The 21,425-nt window shown below is 57.0% G+C and carries 23 protein-coding genes; 16 read left to right on the top strand and 7 right to left on the bottom strand.

The features are described from left to right. Window positions 1-84: 84 nt before the first annotated feature. On the bottom strand, window positions 85-471 hold the full coding sequence (locus tag AC5EFR_RS11315; protein ID WP_493575919.1) for an MAPEG family protein: 387 nt from the start codon (window positions 469-471) through the stop codon (window positions 85-87). After that, window positions 468-812, bottom strand: coding sequence for a VOC family protein (locus AC5EFR_RS11310; protein WP_493575918.1), 345 nt, complete (start codon window positions 810-812; stop codon window positions 468-470). Before AC5EFR_RS11310 ends, AC5EFR_RS11315 begins: the two co-directional genes overlap by 4 nt. 98 nt (window positions 813-910) lie before the next feature. Here AC5EFR_RS11310 and AC5EFR_RS11305 point away from each other — a divergent pair, with 98 nt between their 5' ends. The 7 genes from AC5EFR_RS11305 to AC5EFR_RS11275 all read left to right on the top strand — a co-directional run bounded on the left by AC5EFR_RS11305 (window position 911) and on the right by AC5EFR_RS11275 (window position 7,290). After that, a complete protein-coding gene (locus AC5EFR_RS11305) occupies window positions 911-1,354 on the top strand; it encodes a winged helix-turn-helix transcriptional regulator (RefSeq protein ID WP_299927195.1) in 444 nt (147 codons plus the stop codon). Window positions 1,355-1,385: 31 nt separating this feature from the next. Continuing rightward, window positions 1,386-2,615: an MFS transporter gene (locus AC5EFR_RS11300; RefSeq protein WP_493575917.1), complete on the top strand. Its 1,230-nt coding sequence runs from the start codon at window positions 1,386-1,388 to the stop codon at window positions 2,613-2,615. Window positions 2,616-2,705: 90 nt separating this feature from the next. Then, window positions 2,706-3,140 carry a hypothetical protein gene (locus AC5EFR_RS11295; RefSeq protein WP_493575916.1) on the top strand — a complete coding sequence of 145 codons (435 nt, stop codon included), beginning with the start codon at window positions 2,706-2,708 and terminating at the stop codon, window positions 3,138-3,140. A gap of 85 nt (window positions 3,141-3,225) precedes the next feature. Then, a complete protein-coding gene (gene truA, locus AC5EFR_RS11290) occupies window positions 3,226-4,008 on the top strand; it encodes a tRNA pseudouridine(38-40) synthase TruA (RefSeq protein WP_493575915.1) in 783 nt (260 codons plus the stop codon). Window positions 4,009-4,428: 420 nt separating this feature from the next. Next, window positions 4,429-5,610, top strand: a complete 1,182-nt coding sequence (locus AC5EFR_RS11285) for an aspartate aminotransferase family protein (RefSeq protein ID WP_493575914.1) — start codon at window positions 4,429-4,431, stop codon at window positions 5,608-5,610. A 92-nt stretch (window positions 5,611-5,702) separates the two neighbouring features. Then, the gene (gene argF, locus AC5EFR_RS11280; RefSeq protein WP_493575913.1) at window positions 5,703-6,629 is read left to right on the top strand and encodes an ornithine carbamoyltransferase; all 927 of its coding nucleotides are present in this window, start codon (window positions 5,703-5,705) and stop codon (window positions 6,627-6,629) included. A gap of 109 nt (window positions 6,630-6,738) precedes the next feature. Further along, window positions 6,739-7,290, top strand: coding sequence for an isochorismatase family protein (locus AC5EFR_RS11275; RefSeq protein WP_493575912.1), 552 nt, complete (start codon window positions 6,739-6,741; stop codon window positions 7,288-7,290). Here AC5EFR_RS11275 and hrpB read toward each other — a convergent pair. Then, window positions 7,287-9,749: an ATP-dependent helicase HrpB gene (hrpB, locus tag AC5EFR_RS11270; protein WP_493575911.1), complete on the bottom strand. Its 2,463-nt coding sequence runs from the start codon at window positions 9,747-9,749 to the stop codon at window positions 7,287-7,289. The two genes, AC5EFR_RS11275 and hrpB, sit on opposite strands and share 4 nt — an antisense overlap. 53 nt (window positions 9,750-9,802) lie before the next feature. Continuing rightward, window positions 9,803-12,040: a calcium-binding protein gene (locus tag AC5EFR_RS11265; RefSeq protein ID WP_493575910.1), complete on the bottom strand. Its 2,238-nt coding sequence runs from the start codon at window positions 12,038-12,040 to the stop codon at window positions 9,803-9,805. Window positions 12,041-12,256: 216 nt separating this feature from the next. Between AC5EFR_RS11265 and meaB the strand changes: the two genes are divergently transcribed. The 6 genes from meaB (at window position 12,257) to AC5EFR_RS11235 (ending at window position 16,376) form a co-directional block, all read left to right on the top strand. After that, entirely contained in the window at window positions 12,257-13,240 is a 984-nt protein-coding gene (meaB, locus tag AC5EFR_RS11260) for a methylmalonyl Co-A mutase-associated GTPase MeaB (RefSeq protein WP_493575909.1), read from the top strand. A 192-nt stretch (window positions 13,241-13,432) separates the two neighbouring features. Then, window positions 13,433-13,723 (top strand): 50S ribosomal protein L28, encoded by a 291-nt coding sequence (gene rpmB, locus AC5EFR_RS11255; RefSeq protein ID WP_299927176.1) that lies wholly within the window; start codon window positions 13,433-13,435, stop codon window positions 13,721-13,723. Window positions 13,724-13,808: 85 nt separating this feature from the next. Continuing rightward, entirely contained in the window at window positions 13,809-14,786 is a 978-nt protein-coding gene (locus tag AC5EFR_RS11250; RefSeq protein WP_493575938.1) for an NAD(P)-dependent oxidoreductase, read from the top strand. Between the two features lie 89 nt (window positions 14,787-14,875). Further along, window positions 14,876-15,226 (top strand): hypothetical protein, encoded by a 351-nt coding sequence (locus tag AC5EFR_RS11245; protein ID WP_493575908.1) that lies wholly within the window; start codon window positions 14,876-14,878, stop codon window positions 15,224-15,226. 51 nt (window positions 15,227-15,277) lie between these two features. Further along, complete coding sequence (locus AC5EFR_RS11240; protein ID WP_493575907.1) at window positions 15,278-15,772, top strand: copper chaperone PCu(A)C; 495 nt, start codon at window positions 15,278-15,280, stop codon at window positions 15,770-15,772. A 154-nt stretch (window positions 15,773-15,926) separates the two neighbouring features. After that, on the top strand, window positions 15,927-16,376 hold the full coding sequence (locus AC5EFR_RS11235; RefSeq protein ID WP_493575906.1) for a low molecular weight protein-tyrosine-phosphatase: 450 nt from the start codon (window positions 15,927-15,929) through the stop codon (window positions 16,374-16,376). Here the strand turns inward: AC5EFR_RS11235 and AC5EFR_RS11230 are convergent. Next, window positions 16,367-16,546: a CTP synthetase gene (locus AC5EFR_RS11230; RefSeq protein ID WP_493575905.1), complete on the bottom strand. Its 180-nt coding sequence runs from the start codon at window positions 16,544-16,546 to the stop codon at window positions 16,367-16,369. The genes AC5EFR_RS11235 and AC5EFR_RS11230 overlap by 10 nt on opposite strands. A 398-nt stretch (window positions 16,547-16,944) precedes the next feature. Here AC5EFR_RS11230 and AC5EFR_RS11225 point away from each other — a divergent pair, with 398 nt between their 5' ends. From AC5EFR_RS11225 to AC5EFR_RS11215, 3 genes are all read left to right on the top strand, one after another. Next, window positions 16,945-17,571 (top strand): DUF1353 domain-containing protein, encoded by a 627-nt coding sequence (locus AC5EFR_RS11225; protein WP_493575904.1) that lies wholly within the window; start codon window positions 16,945-16,947, stop codon window positions 17,569-17,571. 218 nt (window positions 17,572-17,789) lie between these two features. Continuing rightward, window positions 17,790-18,206 (top strand): hypothetical protein, encoded by a 417-nt coding sequence (locus tag AC5EFR_RS11220; protein ID WP_493575903.1) that lies wholly within the window; start codon window positions 17,790-17,792, stop codon window positions 18,204-18,206. A 43-nt stretch (window positions 18,207-18,249) separates the two neighbouring features. Then, window positions 18,250-18,801 (top strand): REP-associated tyrosine transposase, encoded by a 552-nt coding sequence (locus AC5EFR_RS11215; protein ID WP_493575902.1) that lies wholly within the window; start codon window positions 18,250-18,252, stop codon window positions 18,799-18,801. A gap of 9 nt (window positions 18,802-18,810) precedes the next feature. Here the strand turns inward: AC5EFR_RS11215 and AC5EFR_RS11210 are convergent, their stop codons facing one another. Then, window positions 18,811-19,527, bottom strand: a complete 717-nt coding sequence (locus AC5EFR_RS11210; RefSeq protein ID WP_493575901.1) for a hypothetical protein — start codon at window positions 19,525-19,527, stop codon at window positions 18,811-18,813. 72 nt (window positions 19,528-19,599) lie between these two features. Continuing rightward, on the bottom strand, window positions 19,600-21,402 hold the full coding sequence (lepA, locus tag AC5EFR_RS11205; protein ID WP_431375910.1) for a translation elongation factor 4: 1,803 nt from the start codon (window positions 21,400-21,402) through the stop codon (window positions 19,600-19,602). Window positions 21,403-21,425 lie beyond the last annotated feature (23 nt).

Here is a 21,425-nt window from a genome sequence, read left to right as displayed (position 1 = left end):
CTTAGTCATCCCAAGGCCGAACAACCAGAGGGCAGGTGAGGGGGAATTACCGGAACTGGCCCGCATTGGGGCCAGTGCCCTTGTTCAAGTCGTGAGATTCCAGAGCGTCACACCCGCAAATCCAGCGATGGGGATCAGTGTCATCAACATGGACACGGCGCGGGTTGGGCCCCAGCCCTTGGTGCGGATGATATGATAATGCATCCCCCGCCCAGCCAGCAAAACCAGCCCGCCAAGGGCAATCCATACCGCTGGTGTTCCCGATAGTTCCGCGGCGGCCATGGCGATCAAGGCCATCGGCAGATTTTCGGTGAAGTTGGCATGGGCGCGCATGTTGCGGCGTAGAGCAAGATCGCCTTCGTCATAAAAGTGGACTTGGTTGGGAACGCGGGCCGCCCCGACCAACATGGTGATCACCACATGGATCAAAGCAAAGCCAGCGACGAAGTAAAGCGTAACAGGGGCAATCATGGTGCAGCCCGTTTCCAGATCGCCAAAACCGCACCACCCGGATCACGGATAAAGGTCGCCGTACCCGCCGGCCCTTGCAAACCTTCGGCAACAATCAAGGCCCCATTGGCGACGGCCTTGGTGGTTTCGGCGTTTAGATCCTCGACTTCGACATAGGGAACCCAGCCGGAGATGTCGGGCATCTCGTCACAGGTGGCGGCAAAGGGTTTGTCACCGTCATTGGTAAGAAACGTCATTGGGCCAATGTCTTGGGGCTGCCAGCCAAAGGTTTTGGCCAGGAAATCAGTGGTTTTGGCGCGTTTGGGGCCAATATTGTCAAACCAAACAAAGGGGGAATGCATGGCGGGTCCTTTCAGTATGTTACTTGTGTTTTGCAAGTGAATTGATGGGCGATTCACTTTTGTTTTGCAAGCGAAAGATTTTGCGCTAGATGATCCTCATGACAAAAGCTGACAAAACTCCGTGGAATGGGTGTCCGGTGCGCTATGCGGCCGGTGTCTTTGGTGACAAATGGAGTTTCGTTTTGTTGCGGGACGTGTTGTTGCACGGCAAACGCTATTACGGCGAATTTCTGGCCTCAGATGAGGGCATCTCGACCAATATACTGGCCAGCCGTTTGGCGCATTTCGTCGAAACCGGAATGCTCACCCGGCATGTGGATAGCACGGCGCGCAACAAGGTGTTTTACCGGCCCACGGATAAATCGCGCGCGCTTCTTCCGGCGTTGTTGGGCATGATGGTCTGGTCAACCGAATTTGACCCGTGTAGCGCTGCACCGCCAAGCTTTGCCCCCGCTTTTCGCAGTGACCCCAAAGGCACAATCGCGTGGTACGAGGCGGAAATCGACAAGGTCGATAAAGGATTGCCCGCGGCCGAGGCTTGACGCGCGGCCCGATTGGATCAGGTTGGCGACCATGTCTTTGTTTTCGAGAAATCCGGGGTACGGGCGGCTTTTGACCGCATCGGCGGTCACCAATCTGGGCGATGGGGTGTCGGCTTTGGCCTTTCCATGGCTTGCGACGCTCATCACCCGCGACCCGATGTTGATTGCCTTGGTTGGCGCGGCGGTGCGCCTTCCTTGGTTGTTGTTTTCCATTCCCGCCGGGGTGATCACCGATCGTGGGGACCGCAAGCAGTTGATATTGCGCAGCGATTGGGTGCGTTTCGCTCTGACATTGGCGGTGATTGGTTTGATCCTGTCGGTGGCGGATTTCCCGCCTGCGCGCGACGGTCTTTATATCGCGGCGCTGGCCGGGTTGGCATTTTTGTTAGGAAGCGCCGAGGTGCTTCGCGACAATGCCGCGCAAACCCTGTTGCCCTCGATCGTGCAACCCGACGACCTTGAGGCCGCAAATGGCCGACTTTGGACAGTCGAAAACGTCATGGGGCACTTTGTCGGCCCGCCTTTGGCTGGTGTGCTCATCGCCTTGGCCTTGCCATTGCCGTTCCTATTGGATGCAGTTAGCTTTGCCGTGGCGGCAATCTTGGTGGCGGGCATAACGCTCAAGGCCCGTGAAGCCCGAATCCAACGCAGCCCACTCGACGAAGCCCGCGAGGCATGGGCGTGGATGCGCGCGCACCCGGTGATCTTGAAATTGGCGCTGATGTTGGGGCTTCTCAACGGCTTGTCAATCATGGGGATGACCCTTGTGGTCTTGGTTAGTCAGGAAATTATGGGCCTTTCGGCGGCTGCGCACGGCGTGCTTTTGACGTCTGCTGCGTTGGGCGGCGTTGTTGGTGGCCTTTTGGGGCCGCGCGTGATTGCCGCCATCGGGCAGGGGCCGAGCCTATGGTTGGCATTGGGCTTATTCCCTTTGCCGATGCTGGCCATTGCGTTGACGTCATCGCCTTGGGTGGTTGCCGGGGCGTTGTTTGTCGAAAGCGTCGCGGCGTTGTTGTGGAATATCGTGACGGTGTCGTATCGCCAGCGGGTGATCCCCGATGATCTACTTGGGCGGGTTAATAGCGTGTATCGCTTTTTCGGCTGGGGTGGCATTCCGATTGGGGCGCTATTGGGCGGGGCAATTGTTGCATTTTTTGAACCCTCAATGGGCCGTGAAATGGCGCTGCGCTTGCCCTATTTGGGCGCGGCCCTTGGGATGACAGGATTGGCGATTTATGGCTGGCGAACGCTACGTGTGTGACCGCTGCGGACTTGATTGGACAGGTATTCCAGACTGTGGTCGCGGCGACCCTTGTGGCATGTCCAAAGAGGCAAATTTTTGGGGCACACCATGATCTTAGGCAACACCGCCATCTTCAGACTCGTGATGTTCGCGGCGGTTTTGGGCTGGCTTGGCTACAAATTTGGCCCAATGGCGTGGCCCGATGAGCGTTTCACCAGCATGGCGGATGACATTCGCAGCAGCGGCAAAGCTGACACCGCACATAAGCTTTCCAAGCGCTACGGCTACCACGTTGCGACGTATGATGGCGCAACATGGGTTCGCAACGACCGGCCAACAATGACGGGCTGGGAAGAATTTGCCCGACGGGTTTTGGAAACGCCTATTTGCGGTGAACGCGATTGCGTAGCCTATATGGCGAACAAAACGCAAAAGCCCTTTCTCGCGCCTGTGACACTCTCCCATCGTTTTACACTGGTTTGGTCCGAAGCGGACGGACAGGTGATTGAACTCTTTGAGGCCAATGCCCTGTGGCGTTGGTAGCGGAACTTGTCGGGGCACCCGTCGCAAGGACATTCTAAAATCAGACATCTTGCCCCCCTAGGCGCAGCAGGGTATTGCGCGCGTCATGCCCAGATATGCTTTGCTTGTAGAATATGACGGACGGCCCTTTTCGGGGTGGCAACGTCAGGCGGATCAACCCTCGGTTCAAGGGGCGATTGAAACCGCCTTGGCGCGTTTGGAAAAGCGCGATCACACGATAGCAGCGGCAGGACGCACCGATACCGGCGTGCATGGCCGTGGGCAGGTGGCCCATTGTGACATGGACAAGGACTGGGATCCGTTCCGTTTGGGCGAAGCGCTAAATTATCATTTGAAACCGGCACCAATTGCCATTCGCGCCTGCCGCGCGGTTTCGGATGACTGGCATGCGCGGTTTTCTGCGGTTGAGCGGCGCTATTTGTTCCGGTTGCTGACACGGCGCGCGCCGGAAACCCTTGAGAAGGGGCAGGTCTGGCGGGTGAGCAATTCGTTGGACGTTCAAGCCATGCGCCAAGGGGCCGCGCATCTGATCGGTCAACATGATTTCACCACGTTTCGTAGTGTGAATTGTCAAGCGCAATCGCCGGTCAAAACCATGGACGAAATCCGCATTGAAGAGGTCGAAGGCCTTGGTGGTACCGAAGTGCATTTCCATCTGCGCGCGCGCAGCTTTCTACATAATCAAGTCCGCAGCATTGTCGGATCGCTTGAACATGTTGGGTCTGGCACTTGGGACCCGATTGATATGAAGCACGCGCTTGAGGCCCGTGACCGCGCCGCCTGCGGTACGGTCTGCCCCGGTGTTGGTTTGTACCTAATGGGGGTCGGATATCCCGATGATCCATTTGCGGATTTTGCGGGCAGGTAACCGGCCTTGCGCCGTGTTTGCCCTGCAAACCGCCCAACGTTTGTAAAAAAGGCCCAGCGATGCGTTCAACGACATCGAGGGCACCTTTCTGAATTAACCTCGATGGGCAAAATGCGCATGGTGGAACATACTGTGGGACCCAAATACCCTTGTTCAGGCCGCAGATAGATCAACTTGTGCAATACCATTGCGCATATTTCGCTTGATTAACCCGAAAAACCCGCCTAAACGGCCCCTCATGATGATCAAAGCGACACTCCGACGAGCCTAATTTGCTCTTTCCCTGCGTGCCCCCAAAGGCGCGCCTTGCCTCTTTGCGTCACACCCACCCCAACATAACTTGACAGGCCTCTGCCAGCTTGCCACCAATCGGCTTTCGCCCTGTGTGGCCCCTGCATGCTTCAGACTAAGGACAAAGACATGATTTCTTCCGTCTTGCCGACATACAACCGCGCCCCTTTGCAATTCACCAAGGGTGAGGGCAGCTGGCTGACCACGGCGGATGGCCGACGCTTGCTTGACCTTGGCTCTGGCATTGCTGTGAATGTGCTTGGTCACGCCCATCCCGCGCTTGTCGAGGCCCTGACCAATCAGGCGCAAAACCTGTGGCATGTGTCCAACCTTTACGACATTCCGCAACAACAATCTCTGGCCGACAAGCTGGTTGAGACCAGCTTTGCCGACACCGTGTTTTTCACCAATTCGGGCACCGAGGCCTGTGAATTGGCCATCAAAATGGCGCGCAAATATTGGCACGACAAAGGCCAGCCGGAAAAGACCGACATCATCACCTTTGAGGGCGCATTTCATGGCCGCTCATCCGCAGCGATTGCCGCGGTGAATACGCCGAAGATGGTCGACGGGTTTGGCCCGCTTTTGCCGGGGTTCGTCCAAGTCCCTTGGGCCGATTCCGAGGCGCTCAACTCGGCGATCACCGAGACAACCGGTGCCATCATGATTGAACCGGTCCAAGGCGAAGGCGGCATCCGGGCGGTGCCCGATCATTGCTTAAAAGACCTGCGCGACCTGTGCGATGAAAAGGGCATATTGCTCATTCTGGACGAGGTCCAATGCGGCGTGGGCCGGACCGGAAAGCTTTTTGCCCATGAATGGGCGGGCATCACGCCTGACATCATGATGGTTGCCAAAGGTATCGGCGGCGGTTTCCCTCTGGGGGCCGTTCTCGCCACCCAAGAGGCGGCCAGCGGCATGGTCGCGGGCACCCATGGGTCAACTTATGGGGGCAATCCGCTGGGCTGCGCCGTGGGCAAAGCCGTGCTCGACATCGTCGCCGAACCCGCCTTCCTTGAGGACGTCAATGCGCAGGCTGGCCTGCTGCGTCAAAAGCTTGAAGGGTTGGTTGCCTCGCATCCGACGATCTTTGAAAGCGTGCGTGGCTCGGGCCTTATGCTTGGCCTTCGCTGCGTCGTTCCGGCGGGCGAGGTCGTGCAAGCCGGGTATGATCAAGACGTCATCACCGTGCCCGCCGCCGACAATGTCGCGCGCCTTTTGCCCGCCCTTAATATCACCAAAGAAGATATCAACGAAGCCATATCCCGTTTGGACGCCGCCGCAACCCAGCTTGAAACCAAGGCGGCTTAAGGCTTCTTCTTTCCACAAATATCCCGGGGGAGTCTTTGGGATCAAAGACGGGGGCGGTGCCCCCAATCCCCCCTCACAAAAAGCAAAACCCTATGAACCATTTCCTAGACATCCACAAAACCGACAAAGCCGCCCTGCGGGGAATCATTGATCAAGCAGGGGCGATGAAACAAGCCCGTTTGGGACGCCCCAAGGCCATGCCCGATGATGAAAAACCGCTGGATGGGCGGATGGTTGCCTTGATCTTCGAAAAACCATCGACGCGAACCCGCGTGTCCTTTGATGTGGGTGTGCGCCAGATGGGGGGGCAAACCATGGTGCTGTCGGGCAACGATATGCAATTGGGGCACGGTGAAACCATCGCCGATACGGCCCGTGTGCTGTCACGTTATGTCGATATGATCATGATCCGCACCTTTGATGAAAGCGTGCTTGAGGAAATGGCCGAATTTGCCAGTGTTCCGGTGATCAACGGTCTGACGGATCGCACCCATCCTTGCCAAATCATGGCTGATATTCTGACGTACGAAGAACATCGTGGGCCGATCAAAGGCAAGAAGGTGGTCTGGTGTGGCGACGGCAACAACGTCTGCGCCTCCTTTCTGCACGCCGCCGGGCAATTCGGATTTGACCTGACCTTTACCGGCCCGGTTCAGCTTGACCCAGAAATGGAGTTTGTTGGCTTGGCCCGGAATGAAGGCAGCACCATTACAATTGAACGGGATGCGTTCAAAGCCGTTGAAGGGGCTGATTTGATTGTCGCGGATACCTGGGTGTCGATGCATGATGCGCAATCGGCGCGGGAACGCCGCCATAATATGCTGCGCCCGTTTCAGGTAAATCAAAAGCTGATGGATGCGGCCAAACCCGACGCGCTTTTTATGCATTGCTTGCCTGCGCACCGCGAAGAAGAGGTGACGTCCGAAGTCATGGATGGTCCAAATTCTGTGATCTGGGACGAGGCCGAAAACCGTCTGCACGCGCAAAAAGCCGTGATGCGCTACTGTTTGGACGTCTAATCATCGGCCGGGCGCGCCGCCCAAATTCCGTGCACGGAATTTGCAAAACCCTTGCAAGGGTTTTGGTGCGCCCTAGCTCTCTGTTTGGTGTTTATTCGGAGGGCAAGATATGACGAAAACCGCGCTGCTTTTGATTGATCTGCAAGAAGAGATGAACACCCGGATCATGGCCGGGCGCTCCGTTGTATATCCCGATTTTGCCACTCAAGTGAGCGCGCTTGTGTCGGCATTTCGCAGCCGTAACGCCCCCATCGTTCATGTCCTTCACCATGAACAAAGCGACCCGGCAGCCGCTTTTCGCAAGGACCAACCCGGCGGGCAGCCGATGGCTTGCGCAATGCCAAACGCCACTGAGGCGGTGTTTTGGAAGCCCGGGTCATCGGGTTTTATCGGCACTGGCCTTGAGGCGCATTTGAACGATATTGGCATAACCAATCTCATCGTTGCGGGCGGTGTGGCGGCGTTCTGTGTCGCCTCAACTGTGCGCATCGCCGCCAACCTGGGGTTCACGGTCACCGTGGCAGAGGACGCTCTAATCGCTTTCCCGTTGCCCGACCGGACAGGTGGTGACATTGCGCCCGAGGTTGCACTTGAGGTCACCTTGGCCACCCTCGCGGCGGACTTTGCTCAGGTCAAAACCACAGCTGAAATTCTATCCTAACGTTTGCGTGGTTTGGCACGAAGCGTCGGATCAGCCTGCGTTGGATCCTCGGGCCAGGGGTGCTTGGGATAGCGCGCGCGCATATCTTTTCGCACATCGGCATAGGATCCGGACCAAAATCCCGGCAGGTCCATGGTGGTTTGAACTGGCTTGCGAGCAGGAGACAAAAGCGTCACACGCAAGGGGGTGTTGCCCACCATTGGGTGAGATGTTTGACCAAACAATTCCTGAAGGCGGAGCTGAATTTCGGGGTTCTCTCCGGAATAATCAATCGGAATATCATGACCTAGTGGCGTGGAGAATTTAGCAGGGATGCTTTGGTCCAATGCCTGCATCTGCCCCCAATCCAGCCGGGATCGCAATGCCGGCAACAGGTCAAGTTTCTTCCATGCCTCGGCCGTTTTGACACCAGAAAGAAAGGGCAAAAGCCAGTCTTCGATCTCGCTGGTGAGCGCGTCTATCGACATATCAGGCAGCTCCAAACCGCCAGTCTGGCCAAGGGCGACTCGCGCGCAAAACCGCTGACCGGCGCTGGAAAGAGTGATGCCAAGATCGCGCACCCCATCCAACATCGCGCGTGCGACGGCATCCTCAGGGGCGTCTTTCCAGATGCGGTCCTCTAAGGCGATGGCGCCAAACATTTCCCGCCTACGCGCCACTACACGACGCTCCCTTTTACTCCAAGAACAGCTTTCATGCCATTGAATTTGATTGCTAAACAGGTTTCGAATTTCGGATTGTGAGATTGCGATGGCCTGTCGAATTTTCGCTTCACGCGGATTGCCATCCGTGTCTGTAACTACGATCAGACGTTGAGCAGCCAAGGGGTCGGCATCATCCATGATCGCGCCTTTCCCGCCCGAAAGCTGAAAGCGAGCGGCATCGCCTTTGCGTCTTAATCCAACCCGATCTGGGTAGGCCAAAGCGGCCATTTCGGCATGGTTAACAGAATGTTGAGGATCGCTCTTTACAGTGTTTTTTACCAGCGCGTTGAGACGCCGTGCTTCTTGCTTGATGCGTTCAAGGGTGGGACGGTTCACGCCATATGGTCGAAATTGTGAAAACTCTCGGATGTTTTGCAATGCCTCTAGTCGCAGTGAGAGATCTGTGGGTGCAGATGTGATTGGATCGCGTTCGGACAATATTGCGGCCATTAAATTGGCTTTTAACCCCAGTTTTGCTATCATATGTGCAAGTCTTGGATGGGTGGGGAGACGAGAAATCGCCTTGCCGTGCTCTGTAATTTGGTTGGATTTATCCAAAGCGCCCAGCATTTGCAGCAAAGCACAGGATTCTGTGTAGGTGCCATCCGGTGGCGGCGTCAAAAATGGCAATTGATCAGGCGTAGCGCCCCAGAGGGCCAGTTCCAAAGCCAGTCCAGACAGATCAGCAGCCTCAATTTCTGCGGGGGGATAGGGGCTTAGCGCCCCTTCTTCACCCTTGGTCCAGAGCTTGTAGGCGATGCCAGGTGCGACGCGTCCGCCGCGTCCTGCACGTTGGGTGGCTTCGGCACGGGTCACGCGTTCGGTTACCAGACGAGACATGCCAGAACCTGGATCAAACCGCGCCCGACGCGCCTTGCCACCATCAACAACAACACGGATGTCTTCGATCGTCAGCGAGGTTTCCGCGATAGAGGTCGCAAGAACCAGTTTGCGCCCGTCTCGTTCTGGTCGGATCGCGGCCCGTTGTGCACCAATCTCCATCGCGCCAAACAACGGTCGCAAGTGCACATCCTCGGGGAGGCGTTTTTTCAGCTGCCCTTCGACGCGGCGAATTTCCCCTTCACCGGGAAGGAAGGCAAGGACCCCGCCTTCGGTTTCGGACAGAGCGGTTAGGATCAGGTCGGCCATCGCGTCTTCGAACCGGGTGCGTTTGGGCAGTGGGGCTGGCAGCCAGCGGTCCGTTACCGGAAAGCTACGCCCTTGGGATGTGATGATAGGTGCGCTCATTAGCTCGGCCACAGGACCGGCATCCAGCGTGGCGGACATGGCGAGAAGGATCAGATCATCGCGCAACGCATCGGCGATTTCCAAGCACAGCGCGAGGCCAAGATCGGCATTGAGCGAGCGTTCGTGAAATTCATCGAACAGCACCGCGCCAATCCCGGTCAGCTCCGGGTCGGATTGGATCATCCGGGTAAGAATGCCTTCGGTGACCACTTCGATGCGCGTGGCACGCGAGACCTTGCTATCGCCTCGCATACGGTAGCCAACGGTTTGGCCGGGCTTTTCACCGAAGTGCTCTGCCAACCGCGTCGCGGCGGCACGGGCGGCAAGTCGGCGCGGTTCGAGCATTAGGATCTTGCCATCCGTCAGTCCGGCCTCAAGCAAGGCAATTGGAACGCGCGTGGTTTTCCCGGCTCCGGGCGGAGCTTGGAGTACAGCGCGGCCCGAGGCCCGCAGCGCGGTGACAAGTTCGGGCAGGGCGTCATCAATGGGCAAGCTAAATGCAGTCATGCGCCCCTTATTGCTAAGGAGCGCATCTAGGTCCATGCCCGATTGTGACGGGCTTAGAAGATGAAGTCGTCGTTTTCGAGGGTCACGACATCTCGAACTTCTACTATCATATCGGCGACCCCGTTGCCGTCTTGGTCGATCTCAAGCAATCCCCCCTGGAAGCGTACTTGGCCATCACCGCCATCATTAAAGGCGCTCTCGCCAACGAAACGAAGATCATCGAAATCGGACAAATCAATTTGATCTTCACCGGAACGGAAGTTGTAAATAATATCCATATCGGCAAACGTTGCGCCGCTGTCGCCTTCATTAAAGACAAAGACGTCTCGGACACCTTCGTCTTCGGCGGCGTCCATGCGATCAGCGCCCGCTCCCCCTTCAAAGACATCACGACCGGCACCGCCATAAAGCGTGTCATTGCCCGCGCCACCTTGCAAAAGGTCATTGCCATCGCTGGCGCTCAGTCGGTCGGCCCCGTCATCACCGTAAAGGCTATCATCGCCCTGGCTTCCCCAGATCATATCGTCGTCAGCACCGCCGTGGATCTCATCGTCACCGTCGTTCCCGCGCAAGGCATCCATGCCGGACCCGCCATACAGGCTGTCGTTGCCATCTTGACCCACGAGGTAGTCATTTCCGGCACCACCTTCGATTTCGTCGTGTCCGTCTTGACCAAAGGCACTGTCGTTGCCGCCACCGGTGGACATGACGTCATTCCCGTCACCACCACGCACCACGTCAACATCGTCGCCCGATACGATCGTGTCGTCACCAGCATAGCCAGACAGATCATTCATTCCGTCGCCGCCGTTCAAACTGTCATCACCTCGACCACCGTTTAGCCGGTCGTCCCCGTCGCCGCCGAGTAGCGTGTCGTTGTCATCCCCCCCGGATAGGTAGTCATCCCCGGTGCCGCCTTCGAGAAGATCGTGGCCATCTTGGCCGTAAATCGTGTCCGCCCCTGCGCCGCCGTCAAAGGAATCGTCGCCGTCACCGGCAAGAAGCCGTTCGTCACCAGCCCCGGCATCACCGACGTCATCGCCGTCGCCCCCACGCAGGCTATCGACACCATCGCCGCCAATCAGCGTATCATGACCGCTTCCGCCCGAGAGATAGTCAGCCCCGCCGCCACCTTCGAGGGCATCATTTCCGTTGCCGCCAATCATGCGGTCGCTGTCGTCGCCACCGTTTAGGTCATCGTTGCCGTCACCACCGGATAGGTAGTCTTCACCGTCGCCCCCGCTGATTTCATCGGCATCGTCCCCACCGGACATACGGTCCGCACCGGCACCACCAATCAAAGTGTCCTCTCCGGACTGGCCATAAAGGCTGTCATCCCCGGCACCGCCTTCTGCAAGGTCGTCACCGTCGCCACCTGTCGCCTTGTCGTTGCCGGCTCCGGCGTCAATTTCGTCATCCCCGTCTTGGCCATAGAGACGATCGGCATCCGCTCCGCCAAACAAGCTGTCGTTGCCTTCACTGCCAAGCAGCAGGTCTTCTCCGTCGCCGCCATAGGCGACGTCATCGCCCTCACCGCCGCGGAGCTTATCATCTCCGGTTCCACCTTCGAGCGTGTCATCTCCATCGCCACCCGACATATAATCGTTCCCGGCACCACCCGACATGACATCATCACCATCGTGACCCATGGCGCGGTCATTGCCGTCTCCGGCGTCGATGGTATCATCACCGTCGCGGGCCCAGATTGAATCGTTCCCGTCGCCGGCAATGAATAATTCATTGGCGGCATCAGGAATGGTAAAGGAATAATTGCCACTTTTTAGGCGGTCCGCCGCGTCGGTTCCGAATACGATGTTCTCTTCGTTGATGAAGTAGTTCAGCCACCCGGCAACTTCGGCGGTTGTTTGGTTGGCGTTGCCATCTTCGTTCACAAAGCGCCCGTCGGAATAATTGAACCCGATATGGTAGATGGAGTCGGCAATCTTATCGATAAAGTTGCGCCCCTGAAACCGAAGGGCCGATCCGTCGTTCTGGACCAGATGAAATCCGGTTTCTTCTTCGCCCTCATCATCGCCATGGGCGACGATAAACTCTTCTAAAAGTTCCGCGTCGGCGCGAATGAAATCGCTGATCGCTTCGACATCATCGGCTGTGATACGCCCGTCTTCGTTTAGTTCAAGTGTGGTGATGGCTTGTGCGATGATGGCGTTGATCGCTTCGGCGGCCCGGGCGGCCTCTTCGATTTGCTCGGGGTGCACATTGATGGCCAGGCCGGGATCGGTACGAATCCAGGTTGCGATGGTCGACAGCTGTTCTTGAACGGTGGGCATGCGGGCCTCCTTGGCAGACATGAAAAAGCTAGGTTCACCACTTGGGATGCGCCGCGATTGTGGCGGCAATACGACGTTTTCAATTGTCTGTTTTGATCCACAAACTGTTTCCCAGAGCCTAAAATTTTCGACGAACACGACAGGCTGCGGCGGGGCGTCACTGGACAAGGGGGGCGGGTTGCGGGCACAACACGGCGCGAAGACGGGAGGCGCAACATGCAGGATACAAAAGCCATGGCCGAACAGGTGCTGGCGGGCAACCGACGGGCGCTGGCGCGGGCCATCACACTGGTTGAGAGCGGCCGGGACGATCACCGCGTACAGGCGCTGGCTTTGCTGGAAGCCCTGCGCGGTCACAATCGCACGGCGTTGCGAATTGGTCTGTCGGGAACACCGGGGGTCGGCAAGTCGACCTTTATCGAGGCCTTTGGCATGATGCTGACGGGGCAGGGGCTTCGGGTCGCTGTTCTGGCGGTGGATCCCAGTTCGGCACGTTCTGGTGGCTCGATCCTTGGCGACAAGACTCGGATGGAGCGGCTCAGCCGGGATAAGAACGCCTTTATCCGCCCTTCACCATCACAAACCCAGCTTGGCGGTGTGGCGCGGCGCACCCGTGAGGCGATTGATCTATGCGAAGCCGCCGGATTTGATGTTATCCTGATCGAAACCGTGGGGGTGGGGCAATCCGAAACCATGGTGTCGGAAATGTCGGATCTCTTCTTGTTGCTGCTGGCCCCCGCCGGTGGTGATGAGTTGCAAGGGGTCAAGCGCGGCATCATGGAGATGGCCGACATCCTGTTGATCAATAAAGCGGATGGCGATCTCAAACACACCGCCATGCGCACCTGTGCCGACTATGCCGGGGCGTTGCGTTTGTTGCGCAAGCGCCCGCAGGACCCACAGGAGTTCCCCAAGGCGTTGACCGTCTCCGCCGTCGAGCAGAATGGCCTTGATACGGCGTGGGAGGCGATGACCGAGCTCAACAGCTGGCGTCAAGAGAACGGTCATTTTAACGCCCGACGCGCCGCGCAAGCCCGCCATTGGTTTGAAGCCGAGGTGCGCGAACGTTTGTTGGCGCGATTGGCCAAGGAACCAATCCGTGGGATCATGACGGACCTCGGGTCACAGGTGGAAAATGGCCGGTTAACACCCTCTGCTGCGGCGCAGGCCCTGTTGAAAGAACATCTTTATCTGGAATAGCCCCGCATGCCCTTGACGTGGGGCGGGCGTGAGTCTATGCCACCCCGACCAGATTCCGGGTGCCACCTCGGGCAGGGTGTTTTGGGGAATCACTTTGGGCTTTGCCCGGTGACCTTGATACTTTTGCTTCGAATGGCGCCCTTTGACATTGGCAAGGCCGCATCCTTGCCCTGATACGATGAGGATGAACCCATGTCGCGCGTTTGCGAATTGACCGGTAAGGGCCCGATGTCGGGCAACAACGTAAGCCACGCTAACAACAAAACAAAGCGTCGCTTTCTGCCCAACTTGAATGACGTAACTCTGCAGTCCGAGACACTGGGCCGTGGCGTTAAGCTGCGCATCTCTGCGCACGCTCTGCGGTCTGTTGACCACCGTGGTGGCTTGGACAAGTTCCTGGCCAAAGCCAAGGACGTTGAACTGTCCGACCGCGCCCTGAAGGTCAAAAAAGAGATCGCCAAGGCCCAGACCGCCGCAGCCTAAGCTGTTGCTTTGAGGCCCTGCCAGATCGGCACTAGATTTGTGAAACCCCTGCCAAGTCCTCTTGGCGGGGGTTTTTCTATTGGACATGGTTGTGGTTTTGCGGGCTAATCTCCCAAAATATGCCGCCTTGGGGCGTGTTCGCGCGTGGGCTGTATTGGTGGAGGAGGGGACCATGACTGAAAAAATAGGATTTATTGGCGTTGGCCTGATGGGGCACGGCATGGCCAAGAACATCATGGCCAAAGGCTATGATTTGACGATTTTGGGCCATCGCAATCGTGAACCGGTCGATGACCTTGTTGCCCTTGGCGCATCCGAGGCCGGGTCGGTGGTCGATCTCGCCAAGGCGAGCGAAATCGTGTTTTTGTGTCTGCCCGGATCGCCTCAGGTCGAAGCTGTGGTGTCGGACTTGGTCAAAGGTTTGCCTGACGGGGCGATCATCGTGGATTGCTCAACCTCGGACCCTGTATCAACCCTGAAACTTGGCGAAGCGCTTGGGACGCAAGGGTTTCATCTTGTCGATGCGCCTCTGGGCGGAACACCGGTTCAGGCCGAGGCAGGCAAGCTGACGGCGCTGATTGGAGCGACGGATGTGGTGTTCAATCGTCTCAAACCGGTGGTCGATGCTTGGGCTGAAACGGTTGTCCATGTTGGCGGGCCGGGGGATGGCCACAAGATGAAGCTGCTCAACAACTTCTTGTCCTTGGGCTACGCGGCGCTGTATTCCGAGGCGCTGGCCTTGGGGGAAAAGGTCGGAATTTCGACGCAAGTCTTCGATAACGCTATCCGAGGTAGCCGCATGGATTGCGGGTTTTACCAGACCTTTATGGGGTATGCGCTTGAGGGCAACCGCGAGTCGCACAAGTTCACACTGACCAATGCACTCAAGGATCTGCGCTATCTCGAAAGCATGGCGGATGCCGCTGGCATGGCCAACCCGATCGGCAATGCCGCCAAGAACAGCTTTGCCATGGCTTGTTCCGCTGGCGGCGGCGGGGATCAGGATTACATCCCGCATCTGGTTGATTTTGTTGCTAAACGCAACGGTGTCACGCGCCAATAAGCGCGGGCATCGGCAAAGATCGGCGGGATGAAAACCTGCCGCCATTTGTCACTTTTACGTGCCGTCTATTGGGCCTATACCGGCGGGTGATGAATGTGATCCTACGATCTCTGAGCGCGCTTGCGCTGGCACTGATCCTAGCGTTGACCAGCCAGACCATGGTTGTCGCGCAGGGGCAGGTTATGGCCGTTGGCGAGATCGAGATTTGTCATGGGCTTGGGGTTGTATCACAGCCTGTGGACGCCGACGGCAACCCAACCGGCCCGCCGGTGATTTGCCCCGATTTCGCCACAGCAATCAGCCTTGAAGGCGAGAGCGCCGCGCGCGTTCCGCTCTTGGCACGTCTTTGGATCACCTCGGTATATGTCCTTGAAACAACAAGAGCATATGGGCGCTCGGCCCCTGCGGCAAGCGCCCGCGGGCCTCCGGTTCTGGTCTGAACCTAGCCGAATTCCGACATTCACGATCTCAAGACCAAGGAAGTTTTTCCAATGAAACTCAATGCGATTCTCGCAGGCGCAACTGCGTTTGCCCTCCTGTCCTCCGCTGCTTTTGCCGACATCATGGTTATGGACTCTTATGCGCGCTCTGCCGGTAAATCCGCCAAAGCTGGCGCGGCCTTTATGGTGATCGAAAACACCGGCGACGAGGGCGACCGTCTGGTCTCCGCCGCCTCTGACATTGCCAAGAAAGTCGAACTGCACACCCACAAAGACATGGGCGATGGCGTCATGAAGATGGTCCATGTCGAAGAGGGTTTTGAAATCCCTGCCGGTGGCAAACATATGTTGATGCGCGGGGGTGACCACGTGATGTTCATGGGGCTAAACGGACCCATGGAAGAGGGCGCGACCGTCAAGGTGACCCTGACCTTTGAAAAGGCCGGTGACATTGTTGTCGATATTCCCGTGGATCTGAAGCGCCAAGACAAACATGGCGGAATGGGCCATGGGGATCACGGCATGATGAAGAAAAAAGACAACTAAGACATTGGGCGAAACCCTTGACGGCAAAGGGTTTCGCCCCTTTTTTGTTCCGCCCGTCTGAGGGCGGCAAGCCGCGCGAAATTTGCCAAGGGCAGGCGTTGATGTGATCGGTGCCTGACTTGTGTCACACGCCCGTGCAGAGTAGGCAGGGGGTATGACCACACGTATTCTCTTTGTCTGTCTAGGTAACATCTGCCGCTCGCCCTCGGCCGAAGCGGTGACGCGGGCTATGGCGGAAAAACGCGGTGTGGACGTTGACATCGACAGCGCTGGCACCGGGGCCTGGCACGTCGGTGAGGCACCCTACGGGGCCATGCAGCAGACCGCTTTGGCGCGCGGGTTGGATATGTCATCGCTGCGCGCCCGGCAGGTGAACAAGGCGGACTTCACCGCTTTTGATTTGATTATTGCGATGGATGCGGACAACCTTGCCAATCTCCGGCAGGTGCAGCCCCCCGGTGCAACGGCGCAGATTGGCCTATTCACTGATTATGCGCCGCAAACGGGGGCCAGCCATGTGCCTGACCCCTATTATACGCGTGATTTTGACGGGGCATTGGACCTTATCGAACAATGTGCCAAAGCGTTGCTGGATCAGTTGTAGATTGCCTTGGTCACCAGCCACGTCGCTGGCAATGCCAGAACAAATCCAACCAGAGCCGCCGCTAGAATGGGCGTTAGCGTGCCATAACCAGCGACCAATACCGCGATGATGAACGTGCCAGCCAAGCTGGTTGAAATCAATGAATACAGAATACCGGCCAAGCGCAGCATTGTGATTTCTCCTTAAGAATAACGCTGTAGGACACGTATTTCAATTTTAATATGTGATCTTTGATCTGGGTCAGAAACCGAGCAGGTTTGCCCATTTCTCCGTCATCTGATAAAATTGACAGGCTCCTCTGGGGGGAGTCGCGCGGATCATCACACAAGCACTCTTGATTGGTGTTTCGGTTTTCTTTTAAGTCTTGCGCGTATTTTAGTCTTTTTGGGATCACATGATGTTGAGATTTGGAATCTTTGGGGCTTGCGCATTGGCATTGAGCGCATGTGACCCCATTGCGGTGCTGCAAAAAGCGCAGAACACCGACCTACCTGAAGTGTCCTGTTTCACCCGCCCAGAAGGGGGATGTAGTTTTGACCAAGATCCGCTTCGGGTCGAGCCGAAGCCAGTGACTATTCAGCGCCGCCCTTACAAATTCTTCCCAACAGCGGCGACAATGAACTTCCTTGATTCTCAAGGGCGTAACTGGGTCGCACCGCGCGGAACCCTAACCGATGGCGCGTCCATCCCAGAAATTTTCACCAGCATTGTCGGCAAGCCCACGTCGCCGGAATACGTGAACGCAGCGGCGGTACATGATGCCTATTGCGGGATCGGCAATGAGGCGGGTGCGCGTTGGCACGATGGTCGTTGGGAAGACGTACATCGGATGTTTTACGATGGGCTCATCGTGGGGGGGACACCGGAGTTTCGCGCCAAGTTGATGTATGCCGCCGTCTGGCTTGGTGGTCCTCGGTGGGAAATCACCAACCGTTGGGACGAAGTGGAAAACGCCGAACTGCAAAGGGCGATGCGTGCAACAAAGTCATATATTTCAGAATCTAAGCCGACTTTGCCGCAATTGGAATCCTATTTGCGCAGATGGGAAACGCATCTGCTGCAGACCGTTCCCCGTCATGAAGAGCACCCGCAAAAGCCAGTAGAGGAGCCGCATGAGTACATTGAGGAACCCTATGAACCCTATGATCCGGGGTTGTCGGACGATCCAGCTTGCGGCACGGCCTGCCAGATTTGATCTGGTAAGTTTCCGGTAAGATTGGGTAAAGACACCGCCCGGTGGGTTAACCACTGGGCGTTTGCTTTTTCTTAAGGTGCAATCTGTCCGAAACAGGGTTTGTTTGGGGGAGATTGCATCGGGTGCCCAGCGAGGGGGCTGGGGCCCCGGATTTGGCAATCTGTCCGATTCCAGCCCTGTTTCGGACAGATCGGGAATAAACATCTGGGGCTGCCACCATGGAGCATGATTATCAGCGTATCGCCATCTCACAGTTTCGTGAGGAGGCGGGAAAGCGGCTGAAATGGGTCGAAGAACAGGGCGGGCATTTGTGGCTGACCCGGCATGGCAAACATGTCGCGGCGGTGATCCCGTTTTATCAGCTCAAAATGCTGGAGGCTTTGTTGGGCAAGGTCGAGACGCAAAAGGCCAATGAGCTGGAACGGGAATACTCGCGCTGGCGGGCCGCGAAATCGGTGCAAGCGGCAGAAGAGCTGGCGCGGTTGAACGCGGGACAATCGGTGGGCGGTGAGGATCGGACGGAACGGGTTTTGGACCAAGCGGCGCGCGGACGCGACCCGTGGGCGGACGACCCGGTGTTGATCACCACGCAACCGTGGAAGTTTGCGAAGCGGTTTAAGGTGGAGCGGGAGTGAGGGGATTTACGAGGTTTTAACCAAGATTTGGTGATCTCTCGCCATGTCCAAATATTTGCGCCCAAAGGTTACGGGAGCCTTGGTTTTCTTTACGGTCAATTTGGCGGATCGGCAAAGTGACTTGCTGGTCCGAGAAATTGCCTATTTGCGAGACGCTGTTCGGGTGACGAGACAGCAAAGGCCCTTTGCCATCGAGGCGTGGGTGGTGTTGCCAGATCACATTCATTGCATATGGCGGATGCCCGTCGCAGATCGAGATTACGGCCGGCGTTGGGGAGCGATAAAGTCTCGGTTTTCGCGTGCGGTTTCTGGAAGCGGTAGGGTGGGGTTTTACCCCACCGATGGACAGAGCAACAGACGTTGGCCGGTGGGGTGGAACCCCACCCTACGGTCTGCCTCTAAAATCCGAAAAGGCGAAACCGGGATTTGGCAGAGGCGGTTTTGGGAGCATCACATTCGCGATGAGGCGGATTATCGGGCGCATTTGGAGTATTGTTGGATGAACCCGGTGAAACATGGGTTTGTTGAGCGACCCGAGGATTGGCCGTATTCGTCCGTCCATTTTGATCAGAGGTTTTGGGGGATGGTGGGGTGAAACCCCACCCTACGGTGCGTTGTGTTTCATGACGCGGAATTTCAAATGGCGTTGCAAGTTGCGTGGTTTGGCTTCTTGATAGACGAAGTGCAAATGCTCTGGCGGAGCGCAACCATAGAACCGTTTTAAGTCAGGCTCATCATCCCAAGGCCCGTTCAAGCCAGGAGACGCTCCTACAGTTTGTGACAGCATGTTATCCTGCCCGAGAGAACTGCCACTATGGTCAAAGTCGTGAAAGATGTTTTCATATTCGCCGACCCAGACTTTTTCAGAGTTTGGTACCTGTCCAAAACCGGGGTCGTTTTCATGATCTTTTGGGAACACGCCATATTCACCAAAGACGCAGACAGAATGCGTGTTCGGCGGAACCGCGTCGGAAAAGGATAGGGAGCCGTTTCCGCTTAGCGGACGAATGAAGTCCCGTGTGAAAACAAGGTTCTCTTCTGTGTATGGGGGCTGGAAGACCCTGAGGACAGAAGGGAAAACCAAAACAGCCCCGAAGATGAAAATCCATTTTGAACGCATTGATTTCAATCTTTTGAATGCTGTGATTGGGATCGGTTTGAAGCTATGTGAGGTATGTGACGCTGTGTAGCGACAAATGATAGTGTTCGAGCGCGCGCCCCCAAGGGGCGATCGCGGCCCTTTTGGGATTGGGGTTCGTGCGTATAAGAAAAGCCCCAGCTTTCGCTGAGGCTTGGGTGATTGGTATTTGGCTTTAGGCAAAGGGCGCACTGGGTGGGCATGCAGAGTTTACAAGCAAACTCGCTATCGCCCACGCGCGCTAAAATCGGACGATCAATCGTCCATTTTAAGCGCGGAAATAAACGCTTCCTGAGGAATATCAACTTTGCCGAATTGGCGCATCTTTTTCTTACCGGCCTTCTGCTTTTCCAGCAGTTTCTTTTTCCGGGTCGCATCGCCGCCATAGCATTTCGCGGTCACGTCTTTGCGCATTGCCGATAGGGTTTCGCGCGCGATGACTTTGCCGCCAATGGCCGCTTGGATCGGGATTTTGAACATGTGGCGCGGGATCAAATCCTTGAGCTTTTCACACATGGCGCGGCCCCGCATATCGGCGCGGTCACGGTGCACCATGGTCGAGAGCGCATCCACCGGTTCGTCATTCACAAGGATCGACATTTTCACGAGGTTATCCTCGCGGTAGCCTTCCATTTGATAATCAAACGAGGCGTAACCCTTTGTTACTGATTTTAGGCGATCATAGAAGTCGAACACCACCTCGTTCAGGGGCAGGTCATAGACAACCATGGCGCGGGCACCGGCATAGGTCAGGTCAAGCTGAATGCCGCGACGGTCTTGGCAGAGCTTGAGCACGTCACCAAGGTATTCGTCGGGCACAAGGATGGTGGCCTTGATGCGCGGCTCTTCGAGGTGGTCGATGGTCGACGGGTCGGGCATGTCGGCCGGATTATGCAGCTCGTGCTTGGTGCCGTCTTTTTGGTAGATGTGATAGATCACCGAGGGCGCGGTAGTGATCAGCTCGATATTGTATTCGCGTTCAATCCGGTCGCGGATCACTTCGAGGTGCAAGAGGCCAAGGAAACCACACCGGAAGCCAAAGCCAAGCGCGGCAGAGGTTTCCATTTCATAGGAGAAGGAGGCGTCGTTGAGCGCCAGTTTTTCAATCGCGTCACGCAGGTCTTCGAATTCGGAGCTATCGACCGGGAAGAGGCCACAGAACACCACCGGCTGAGACGGCTTAAAGCCCGGCAAGGCTTTGTCGGTGCCTTTCTTCTCGTGGGTGATGGTGTCGCCAACGCGGGTGTCGCGGACCTGTTTGATCGAGGCGGTGATAAAGCCCATCTCGCCGGGGCCAAGCGCCTCGACGTTTTCCATTTGCGGACGAAATACGCCGATCCGGTCAACACCGTATTTGGCACCGGTCTGCAACATCTTGATCTGGTCACCTTTTTTCAGGGTGCCGTCCATGATGCGCACCAGAACAACAACGCCGAGATAGGGGTCATACCAGCTATCCACCAGCATGGCCTGAAGCGGCGCATCCGGGTCGCCGGAATGCGGGCAGGGCAGGCGGGTGACGATAGCCTCAAGCACATCGGGGATGCCGATGCCGGTTTTGGCGGAAATCAGGCAGGCGTCAGAAGCGTCGATGCCGATGACGTCTTCGATCTGTTCGGCCACACGTTCGGGTTCGGCGGCGGGCAGGTCGACCTTGTTCAGGACCGGCACGATTTCGTGGTCGGCCTCGATGGCGGTGTAAACATTGGCCAGCGTCTGCGCCTCAACCCCTTGGGAGGCGTCAACAACCAGCAAAGAGCCTTCGACCGCACGCATCGAGCGGCTGACCTCATAGGCAAAATCCACGTGGCCGGGGGTGTCGATCAGGTTCAACACGTAATCCTTGCCGTCATTCGCGGTGTAATCAATGCGAACGGTGTTGGCCTTGATGGTGATGCCGCGTTCACGCTCGATGTCCATGCTGTCAAGGAGCTGCTCTTGCATATCCCGTTCGGCCACCGTGTTGGTGGATTGGATCAGCCGGTCGGCCAGGGTGGATTTCCCGTGGTCAATATGGGCGACGATGGAGAAGTTGCGGATGCGATCTAATGGGGTCATGAATGGCATATGCGGTGGAATCT

The sequence above is a fragment of the Pelagimonas sp. genome, from assembly GCF_058892305.1.
Note: the sequence above shows the minus strand (reverse complement) of the source record. Positions and strands in the feature narration are given on the sequence as shown.

Excerpts from the sequence above, each read along its gene's own strand:
- AC5EFR_RS11305 (WP_299927195.1), top strand. The coding sequence starts at position 911 with ATGACAAAAGCTGACAAAACTCCGTGGAATGGGTGTCCGGTGCGCTAT.
- AC5EFR_RS11275 (WP_493575912.1), top strand. The coding sequence starts at position 6,739 with ATGACGAAAACCGCGCTGCTTTTGATTGATCTGCAAGAAGAGATGAAC.
- rpmB (WP_299927176.1), top strand. The coding sequence starts at position 13,433 with ATGTCGCGCGTTTGCGAATTGACCGGTAAGGGCCCGATGTCGGGCAAC.
- hrpB (WP_493575911.1), bottom strand. The coding sequence starts at position 9,749 with ATGACTGCATTTAGCTTGCCCATTGATGACGCCCTGCCCGAACTTGTC.
- lepA (WP_431375910.1), bottom strand. The coding sequence starts at position 21,402 with ATGACCCCATTAGATCGCATCCGCAACTTCTCCATCGTCGCCCATATT.
- AC5EFR_RS11230 (WP_493575905.1), bottom strand. The coding sequence starts at position 16,546 with ATGCTGCGCTTGGCCGGTATTCTGTATTCATTGATTTCAACCAGCTTG.
- meaB (WP_493575909.1), top strand. The coding sequence starts at position 12,257 with ATGCAGGATACAAAAGCCATGGCCGAACAGGTGCTGGCGGGCAACCGA.
- AC5EFR_RS11300 (WP_493575917.1), top strand. The coding sequence starts at position 1,386 with ATGTCTTTGTTTTCGAGAAATCCGGGGTACGGGCGGCTTTTGACCGCA.
- AC5EFR_RS11220 (WP_493575903.1), top strand. The coding sequence starts at position 17,790 with ATGGAGCATGATTATCAGCGTATCGCCATCTCACAGTTTCGTGAGGAG.
- AC5EFR_RS11315 (WP_493575919.1), bottom strand. The coding sequence starts at position 471 with ATGATTGCCCCTGTTACGCTTTACTTCGTCGCTGGCTTTGCTTTGATC.
- AC5EFR_RS11245 (WP_493575908.1), top strand. The coding sequence starts at position 14,876 with ATGAATGTGATCCTACGATCTCTGAGCGCGCTTGCGCTGGCACTGATC.
- truA (WP_493575915.1), top strand. The coding sequence starts at position 3,226 with ATGCCCAGATATGCTTTGCTTGTAGAATATGACGGACGGCCCTTTTCG.
- AC5EFR_RS11285 (WP_493575914.1), top strand. The coding sequence starts at position 4,429 with ATGATTTCTTCCGTCTTGCCGACATACAACCGCGCCCCTTTGCAATTC.
- AC5EFR_RS11310 (WP_493575918.1), bottom strand. The coding sequence starts at position 812 with ATGCATTCCCCCTTTGTTTGGTTTGACAATATTGGCCCCAAACGCGCC.
- AC5EFR_RS11235 (WP_493575906.1), top strand. The coding sequence starts at position 15,927 with ATGACCACACGTATTCTCTTTGTCTGTCTAGGTAACATCTGCCGCTCG.
- AC5EFR_RS11265 (WP_493575910.1), bottom strand. The coding sequence starts at position 12,040 with ATGCCCACCGTTCAAGAACAGCTGTCGACCATCGCAACCTGGATTCGT.
- AC5EFR_RS11295 (WP_493575916.1), top strand. The coding sequence starts at position 2,706 with ATGATCTTAGGCAACACCGCCATCTTCAGACTCGTGATGTTCGCGGCG.
- argF (WP_493575913.1), top strand. The coding sequence starts at position 5,703 with ATGAACCATTTCCTAGACATCCACAAAACCGACAAAGCCGCCCTGCGG.
- AC5EFR_RS11250 (WP_493575938.1), top strand. The coding sequence starts at position 13,809 with ATGGTTGTGGTTTTGCGGGCTAATCTCCCAAAATATGCCGCCTTGGGG.
- AC5EFR_RS11215 (WP_493575902.1), top strand. The coding sequence starts at position 18,250 with ATGTCCAAATATTTGCGCCCAAAGGTTACGGGAGCCTTGGTTTTCTTT.
- AC5EFR_RS11240 (WP_493575907.1), top strand. The coding sequence starts at position 15,278 with ATGAAACTCAATGCGATTCTCGCAGGCGCAACTGCGTTTGCCCTCCTG.